A 7,782-nucleotide genomic window follows, 5' to 3' on the forward strand; every position below is an offset into this window, starting at 1 on the left:
CCGTGGTCTAATTTTGCACCGCCGTTCTCAAGAAAATAGATGGCTAAAATGGCAATGCCCGCCACTAAACTGCCAATAGCCGTCTTCTGATACTTGCTCATCAAACCCCCTGATTGACTGCCTTACCTGTTGGCTTTGCAAATTCAAATGGTTTGAGTCTCTTGGCTGTCACCCTGTTGCGCCGTATCGATAGCGCATGAACCCCGTCGAGATCGAAGAAGCCGTAACCCAAATCGCCTCGGAGCCGTTTGAACGGGCCGAGTTCCCCTTTCAGTTCCTTCTGGCGTTCGGGAATCCTCAGACAACCATTAAGCGTCTCCGAAAGGGTAACACCAACCAGTCCGACCTTTCGGGCGGCGTGCTCCAACGCAGCAACATCCACATCGCCACATGCGATCTGGGTTCGGTCGGGCAAACACTCACCGCCCTGCGCGACAGTCCGAAAACCGCCACCAACAAGGCCAAGTTCATCCTCGCCACCGATGGTGAGGAGTTTCAGGCCGAGGACCTGACCAGCGGCGAAACCGTTGCTTGCGACTACGCCGACTTCCCCGATCACTTCGGCTTCTTCCTGCCGCTCGCGGGCATCACCACGGTCGAGCAGATTCGCGAAAGCTCGTTCGACATCCGGGCGACCAGTCGGCTGAATCGGCTCTATGTGACGCTGCTGCAAGATAACCCTGAATGGGCCACCGCCGAGCGCCGCACCGACATGAACCACTTCATGGCGCGGCTTATCTTCTGCTTCTTCGCTGAGGATACCGACATCTTCCACCCCAGCTATCGCTTTACGGCGACGGTTGAGAAGATGAGCGCGGGCGGCGCGGACAACACGGCTGAGGTCATTGAGCAACTGTTCCGCGCAATGAACACGCCCACGGCCAAGCGGCAAGACGCAGGCACGCCTCGCTGGGCCGATGGCTTCCCTTATGTGAATGGCAACCTGTTTAGCGGCAGCACTGATGTTCCGCGTTTCAGCAAGATCGCCCGGTCATATCTCATCCACATCGGCAATCTCGACTGGACGAAGATCAACCCGGACATCTTCGGCAGCATGATTCAGGCCGTTGCCGATGATGAGGAGCGCGGCGCGCTCGGCATGCACTACACCAGCGTGCCGAACATCCTCAAAGTGCTGAACCCGTTGTTCCTCGATGACCTGCGCAGCCATTTGGACGAGGCGGGCGATAATTCGCGTAAGCTGCTCAACCTGCGCAATCGCATGGCGAAGATCAGGGTGTTCGATCCGGCCTGCGGCAGCGGCAACTTCCTTGTCATCGCATATAAGGAAATGCGGGCGATTGAGGCGGAGATCAACAAGCGGCGCGGAGAGTCCGAACGCAAAACCGAAATCCCGCTGACCAATTTTCGCGGTATCGAACTACGCGACTTTCCTGCCGAGATCGCCCGCCTCGCGCTCATCATCGCCGAATATCAGTGCGATGTCCTCTATCGCGGACAGAAGGAGGCGTTGGCCGAATTCCTGCCGCTTGATTCCGAGAACTGGATAACCTGCGGCAATGCTTTGCGGCTTGACTGGCTGAGCATCTGCCCGCCAACTGGAACCGGCGTGAAGCTGCGCGGTGATGATCTCTTCGAGACGCCGCTCGACCAGTCCGAAATCGACTTCGAAAACGCGGGTGGTGAGACCTATATTTGCGGTAATCCACCATACCTTGGGAGCAAGAGGCAGGAAGGCGAGCACAAGGCTGATTTGGAGCAACTGTTTGCTCAGTATACCTCAAGCTGGCGAGTTCTCGACTATGTTGCAGGCTGGTTTTTGAAGGCAGCGGAATATTCCAACCATACCTTGGTCGAGGTTGCACTCGTCGCAACCAACAGCGTTTGCCAAGGCCAACAAGTGTCAGTTCTGTGGCCGCTCGTAGAGCGTTTGTCCCTCCACATTCATTTCGCGCACACCTCCTTCAATTGGGCAAATTTGGCGAGCCATAATGCTGGCGTGACGGTCGTGATCGTCGGCCTATCGCCTGATCGATCCAAGCAAAAGCTTTTATATGAAGGCGTCGGCAGTTCATCAGTTGCCCGCGAGGTGGACAACATCAATGCTTATCTCGTGTCTGGAAAGAATGCCGTGGTTGAGGGCTTACGGCGGAACATGTCCAAACTGCCCGAGCTTGATCGCGGCAATTCACCAACCGATGGTGGGAACTTGCTCTTCTCGCGTGATGAACTCGCGGCGCTCGACTTGGATCGGGAGGCTTGTGACCGATTTGTGCGGCCTTTTGTCGGGTCGATTGAACTTATAAGAGGGTTGCAGCGCTACTGTCTCTGGATCGACGACGACGAGGTTGATGAGGCGCTCGCGATTCCCGGCATTGCAAACCAAATTGGAAAAGTCCGCGACTTTCGCCTCGAAAGCTCGAAGGCATCGACAGTGCGTGCAGCAGATTGGGCTCACCGCTTTGACGAACGCAAGCCGCTCCCAGACCAACCGATCATATGCGTTCCGGTAACAAGCTCGGTGAACCGGGAATATTTGCCAGTCGGCTTACTGCCTGCCGGAACAGCAATCTCAAATTCTTCCTTTGGAATGCCTTCGTCAGAGACATGGGTTCTGGCCCTAATCGCTTCGCGAATGAATCTGATCTGGGTGGCCACCGTTTGCTCGCGTATGCGGACTGATTACCGCTTCACAAACACATTGGCATGGAACACCTTTCCCGTCCCCAAGCTGACCGAGCAGAACAAGGCCGACCTCACCCGCTGTGCCGAGAACATCCTCCTCGCGCGCGAAGCGCATTTCCCGGCGACCATCGCCGACCTCTACGATCCCGAGGCCATGCCCGAAGACCTCCGCCGCGCGCATGAGGAGAATGACGAGGTGCTAGAACGCATCTACATCGGTCGCCGCTTCCGCAACGACACCGAACGCCTCGAAAAGCTGTTCGAACTCTACACCAAGATGACAGGCAAGAAGGCGGCAGCATGAGCGAGCGCGCCCGTCCACCCGTCCCAGCGTTTGAAGAACTGGAGCGGCTAATCGTCAACAATGATCAGCTTGAGCGCATCGAAACTTTCCTAGGGAGCTTCAATCCCATCCGAGTGATGCGGATGGAGCGGATGGAGATACGCCACTCCGCCATCCTCGCTTGGCTACTGGACCCGCGCGAAAGTCACGGACTTGGAGACAGGTTCCTCCGCGCGTTCTTGGGCGAAGCTCTGCGGGGATGTGTGGAGCTTGGCTATCCTAACGCACTAGATATCTCCCGTGCGGACCTCCGCGACACTGATGTGAAGCGTGAATGGGAAAACATGGATATTGTGCTCCGCAGTGCGACGAACTGCTGGGCGTTTGTCATCGAAAACAAGTATGACAGCCAACAAAGCGAAGGTCAGCTTTCCCGCTATATCGAGAAGTTGAACCTGTTGTTTGATGCCAAATCTCACGATCTGAAAATTCGCGGAATCTTCCTCACCCTCTACGATGAGGAGCCGCACGACAAAAGCTATGCTCCCATTGGATACGAGACGGTATGTGATCTGCTAACTCGGTTGCTCAATCAAAATGCGACATCTTTGACTAATGAAGTCTCTATCTTCATCCGGCATTATATTGAAATATTGAAAGAGGCTTTGGGAATGAGCGAAGAGCATAATGAGATGGAGAAGCTTGCTCGGCAGCTTTACCGAACTCACCGCAAAGCGCTCGATTTTATCATGGAATATGGCCAAGAGACTCATTTCGAGTTCGCTGTCAGGTCGTTGATTGGCGACAATGATGACTTCTCAGTGCCCGTGCTGATCGATGCACAATCCTATCACTTCGGTTGGGTAGGAAGTGATTGGGCTAGCTTTCTACCGCACTCTTGGTTCGTAGCTCTCGGCAGCGAAAGACTTCGCTGGGAAGGTTGTGAAAAATGGTGGCTCGAATATCCGCTTGCGCCGCGTTTTGAGTTTTCAGTCGGCGGCGACGGCGTAGGAGGGCGGATAAGCCTCATCAACGAAGTCGGCCCAATCGCGAACTCGAATTTTCGAAGAGAATTGATTGAAGCGATTCAAGGCGCTGCTGAGAAATGCGGGAGCCAACGCATTCGCTTCCAACAAGGTGCTGCGGAGGACGGTCGTAGATATTCGCGGTTCTTAAAACAGAATTCAGTGACGATTGGCGATGTCCAAGAACCTAGCGAAATTGCGAAGGCTATGACGACACTGCTCAAGCGATTCCAACCTGAGTTCGACGCCATTGGCGAAATTTTGCCGCAGTTCCAGTCTTACGGGGTCGAGTAATGACAACTGCCAAGCCCATCCCCGCCGTCTCGTTTCAGACCGCCCGCACCGGAGCGTCAGCGAAGTCCAACTCCCTCGGCATGCGCCCGATGCAGGAACGCGCATACAACAAACGCGGTGAGCAATATCTGCTGATCAAGTCGCCCCCGGCCTCGGGCAAATCGCGCGCCTTGATGTTCGTTGCGTTGGATAAGCTGCGCAATCAGGGGCTCAAACAGGCCATCATCGTCGTCCCTGAAAAATCAATCGGCGGCTCATTTGCCGATGAACCTCTGGGCAACTTCGGATTCTGGGCTGACTGGGTGGTGAAACCCCAGTGGAATCTTTGCAACGCGCCGGGACCAGACGAGGAGCGGGCCGATCCTTCGAAGATCAAGGCTGTTGGGCAATTCCTCGAAAGTGGTGACGAGGTGCTGGTCTGCACCCATGCTACTTTCCGTTTTGCAGTCGAACGGCTTGGCGTGGGGGCGTTCGACAATCGCCTCATCGCGGTGGACGAGTTTCATCATGTCTCAGCCAGCGCGGACAATCGTCTGGGCAGTCAATTGGTCGATTTCATTGGCCGCGACAAAACGCACATCGTCGCAATGACTGGGAGCTACTTTCGCGGCGACGCGGTGCCCGTCCTCACGCCCGAGGATGAGGCCAAGTTCGAGACCGTCACCTACACCTACTACGAGCAGTTGAACGGCTACGAGCACCTCAAATCGCTCAACATCGGCTATTTCTTTTACACTGGCCAATACCTCTCCGCGATTGAGGCCGTGCTCGATCCGACCAAGAAGACCATCGTTCACATCCCTTCGGTCAATGCCCGTGAGAGCACCAAGGACAAGGTGAAGGAGGTCGAGGAGATCATGGAATACCTCGGGGAGTGGCAGGGTGCCGATCCCCAGACAGGTTTTCATCGGGTGCTGCTTCCTGATGGGCGGGTCATCAAGATCGCTGATCTCGTCGATGACAGCGATGCCGCCAAGCGTGGGAAGGTGCTGGCGGCGCTCAAAGACCCCGCTCACAAAAATGACCGGGATCATGTCGATATCATCATCGCCCTCGGCATGGCGAAAGAAGGCTTCGACTGGATATGGTGCGAACACGCGCTGACCGTGGGTTATCGTTCCAGTCTCACCGAAATCATCCAGATCATCGGTCGTGCTACTCGTGACGCACCCGGCAAGGAAACTGCGTCGTTTACGAACCTGATTGCTGAGCCAGATGCATCCGAAGCCGCCGTAGTGGGGGCGATCAACGATACTCTCAAAGCCATCGCCGCAAGTCTGCTGATGGAGCAGGTGCTGGCCCCCCGATTCACATTCACTCCCAAGGATCGCGGTCCGCTTGAAGATTTCGACTACGGCCCCGACGGTTACAAAGAGGGCGAGAACAATGTCGGTGTGAACGAGGGGACTGGCCAACTTCACTTCGAGATCAAGGGCCTCGTCGAACCCAAGAGCACCGAGGCACAGCGAATCTGTCAGGAAGACCTCAATGAGGTCATCACCCAGTTCGTGCAGGACAAGACCAGCCTTGAGCAGGGCTTGTTCAATGAAGAGACGCTGCCGCAGGAACTGACCCAGCTTCGCATGGGCAAGATCGTGCGAGACCGCTATCCCGAATTGACCGAGGAAGATCAGGAAGCAGTTCGCCAGCACGCCATCGCGGCGCTCAATCTCACGCAGAAGGCCAAGGCGATTGCCATGGGAGCAGAGAGCGACACCCCCGGAGAAGAACGGGCCAACACCGCGCTCATCGACGGCATTCGCCAGTTCTCGATGGATGTTCGCGATCTCGACATCGATCTCGTCGATAGCATCAACCCATTTGCCGAAGCCTATTCCATCTTGGCCAAATCGATGGACGAGAAGGTGTTGAAGCAGGTCCAGTCGGTCATCTCGGCAAAGAAGGTCAAGATTTCTCCTGAGGAGGCGCGCGACCTTGCCGAGCGCGCATTGCGCTTCAAGAAGGAGCGCGGACGGCTACCCGAAATCACCTCGCAGGATGCGTGGGAGAAGCGCATGGCGGAAGGGGTTGCAGCCTTCGCCCGTTACCGTGCACAGGCCGCAAATGGTTGATCTTTCCGACGACGAACTGCTTGCCCAACTCGGCGTTGAGGTCGAGCAGAAGAAGGCGCGCACATATACCCCTCGTGAAGAGCGCATAATCGCCGGATTCGAGGATATCACGCGGTTTGTCGAAGAGCACGGTCACGCCCCTCAACATGGCGAAGATCGAGACATCTTTGAACGGCTTTATGCGGTGCGGCTCGACCGACTGCGTGGACTCGATGATTGCCACGAACTGCTGGTCGATCTGGATAAGCATGGATTGCTTGCTGACACCTCAGACGGCTCGTTCACTCCCGCTGGTGCAATTGACGACGATTTGCTACTTGCAGAGCTTGGGATCGAGCCAGTTGGCGACGATGACATTCGCGTTCTACGCCATGTGCCGACCGCCGAAGAGCGCCGTGCTGCTGAGGAAGTTGCTAATCGCGAAAAGTGCGAAGATTTCGCGAAATTCAAGCCGCTCTTCGAACAGGTCCAGCGCGAGCTTGAGGCAGGTGCTCGGGGGACGAGGCCGTTCGAACTCAAGGCAGAGATTCGTCCCGGTGCATTCTTCATTGTCGGGGGGCAGACAGCCTTCGTGGCCGAAATGGGGGAGGTCTTCACCAATCCGCAAGGACGCTCAGATGCGCGTCTCAGGGTGATCTTTGATAATGGCACGCAGAGTAACATGCTCATGCGGTCACTACAGCGCTCGTTGAACAAGGATGAAGCTGGTCGTCGGATCACGGAGCCAGAGGCTGGCCCCCTGTTTTCAGGACATGCCGAAGATGGCGATGAGGCCAGCGGGATCATCTATGTGTTGCGAAGCAAGTCGGATCACCCGGTTGTCACCGAGCATCGCAACCTCGTTCACAAAATCGGCGTGACGAACATGAAGGTTGAAAAGCGGATCGCCGGGGCGCGATTGCAACCCACTTTCCTCATGGCTGATGTCGAAATCATCGCTCAATATCAGCTATTCAACATCAACCGCACCAAGCTTGAAAAGCTGATTCACCGGGTGTTCGGCGCGGCCCAACTTGATCTCGAAATACCCGACCGGTTCGGCACCATGATCAAGCCGCGCGAATGGTTTTTGGTTCCGTTGAATGCCATCGATGATGCCGTGGAGCGGATTCGGGACGGTTCCATCACCGGTTACCGCTACGATCCCGCGCAAGCTAAGCTTGTTCCCGCTTGAGGGTAGCGGGTCGGGCATGACCCTTAGCCAAGTTCATCAAAAATGATGGCGTCGGGATGGATATAGGCGATCTTATATTGCGAACATCCCGGCCAAACGCTCGTCAGATCATCATCAACGAGCACCTCAATCCCAAGCTGTTGGCAGGTCTTGCCCTTCCAGTAGAAATACTCCTCACCGCCCAGATCGCCAATCCGCGCGCGATTGTAAATGTCCTCAGGAACGCCGTGGATTCCGCGAAAATGCAATGGCAACAATGAGAACGGCGGTGCAAAATTAGACCACGGT

Annotated in this window: 5 protein-coding genes; 4 read left to right on the plus strand and 1 reads right to left on the minus strand. The window is 55.9% G+C overall.

Annotated elements, in window-relative coordinates; all coding sequences use genetic code 11:
- The first annotated feature begins 196 nt into the window (after positions 1-196).
- The 4 genes from A7A77_RS16885 to A7A77_RS16900 are packed head-to-tail and all read left to right on the plus strand — an operon-like array spanning position 197 to position 7,494.
- A complete protein-coding gene (locus A7A77_RS16885) occupies positions 197-2,950 on the plus strand; it encodes a class I SAM-dependent DNA methyltransferase (protein ID WP_066561106.1) in 2,754 nt (917 codons plus the stop codon).
- Positions 2,947-4,248: a PDDEXK-like family protein gene (locus A7A77_RS16890; protein WP_066561107.1), complete on the plus strand. Its 1,302-nt coding sequence runs from the start codon at positions 2,947-2,949 to the stop codon at positions 4,246-4,248. The genes A7A77_RS16885 and A7A77_RS16890 overlap by 4 nt, the downstream gene beginning before the upstream one ends.
- Positions 4,248-6,320, plus strand: a complete 2,073-nt coding sequence (locus A7A77_RS16895; RefSeq protein ID WP_066561109.1) for a pseudomurein-binding repeat-containing protein — start codon at positions 4,248-4,250, stop codon at positions 6,318-6,320. The genes A7A77_RS16890 and A7A77_RS16895 overlap by 1 nt, the downstream gene beginning before the upstream one ends.
- Positions 6,313-7,494, plus strand: coding sequence for a GIY-YIG nuclease family protein (locus tag A7A77_RS16900; RefSeq protein WP_066561124.1), 1,182 nt, complete (start codon positions 6,313-6,315; stop codon positions 7,492-7,494). The genes A7A77_RS16895 and A7A77_RS16900 overlap by 8 nt, the downstream gene beginning before the upstream one ends.
- 23 nt (positions 7,495-7,517) lie before the next feature.
- On the opposite strand, the gene A7A77_RS18205 is transcribed toward A7A77_RS16900, so the two are convergent.
- On the minus strand, positions 7,518-7,782 hold a 265-nt coding region (locus A7A77_RS18205; protein ID WP_172799940.1), incomplete at its 5' end, for a hypothetical protein.

This window comes from Croceicoccus bisphenolivorans (genome assembly GCF_001634625.1).
GTDB classification, from domain to species: domain Bacteria; phylum Pseudomonadota; class Alphaproteobacteria; order Sphingomonadales; family Sphingomonadaceae; genus Croceicoccus; species Croceicoccus bisphenolivorans.

What these genes read in the sequence shown, in the direction of transcription:
- A7A77_RS16890 (WP_066561107.1), top strand. Translation starts at nt 2,947, where the DNA reads ATGAGCGAGCGCGCCCGTCCACCCGTCCCAGCGTTTGAAGAACTGGAG.
- A7A77_RS16885 (WP_066561106.1), top strand. Translation starts at nt 197, where the DNA reads ATGAACCCCGTCGAGATCGAAGAAGCCGTAACCCAAATCGCCTCGGAG.
- A7A77_RS16895 (WP_066561109.1), top strand. Translation starts at nt 4,248, where the DNA reads ATGACAACTGCCAAGCCCATCCCCGCCGTCTCGTTTCAGACCGCCCGC.
- A7A77_RS16900 (WP_066561124.1), top strand. Translation starts at nt 6,313, where the DNA reads ATGGTTGATCTTTCCGACGACGAACTGCTTGCCCAACTCGGCGTTGAG.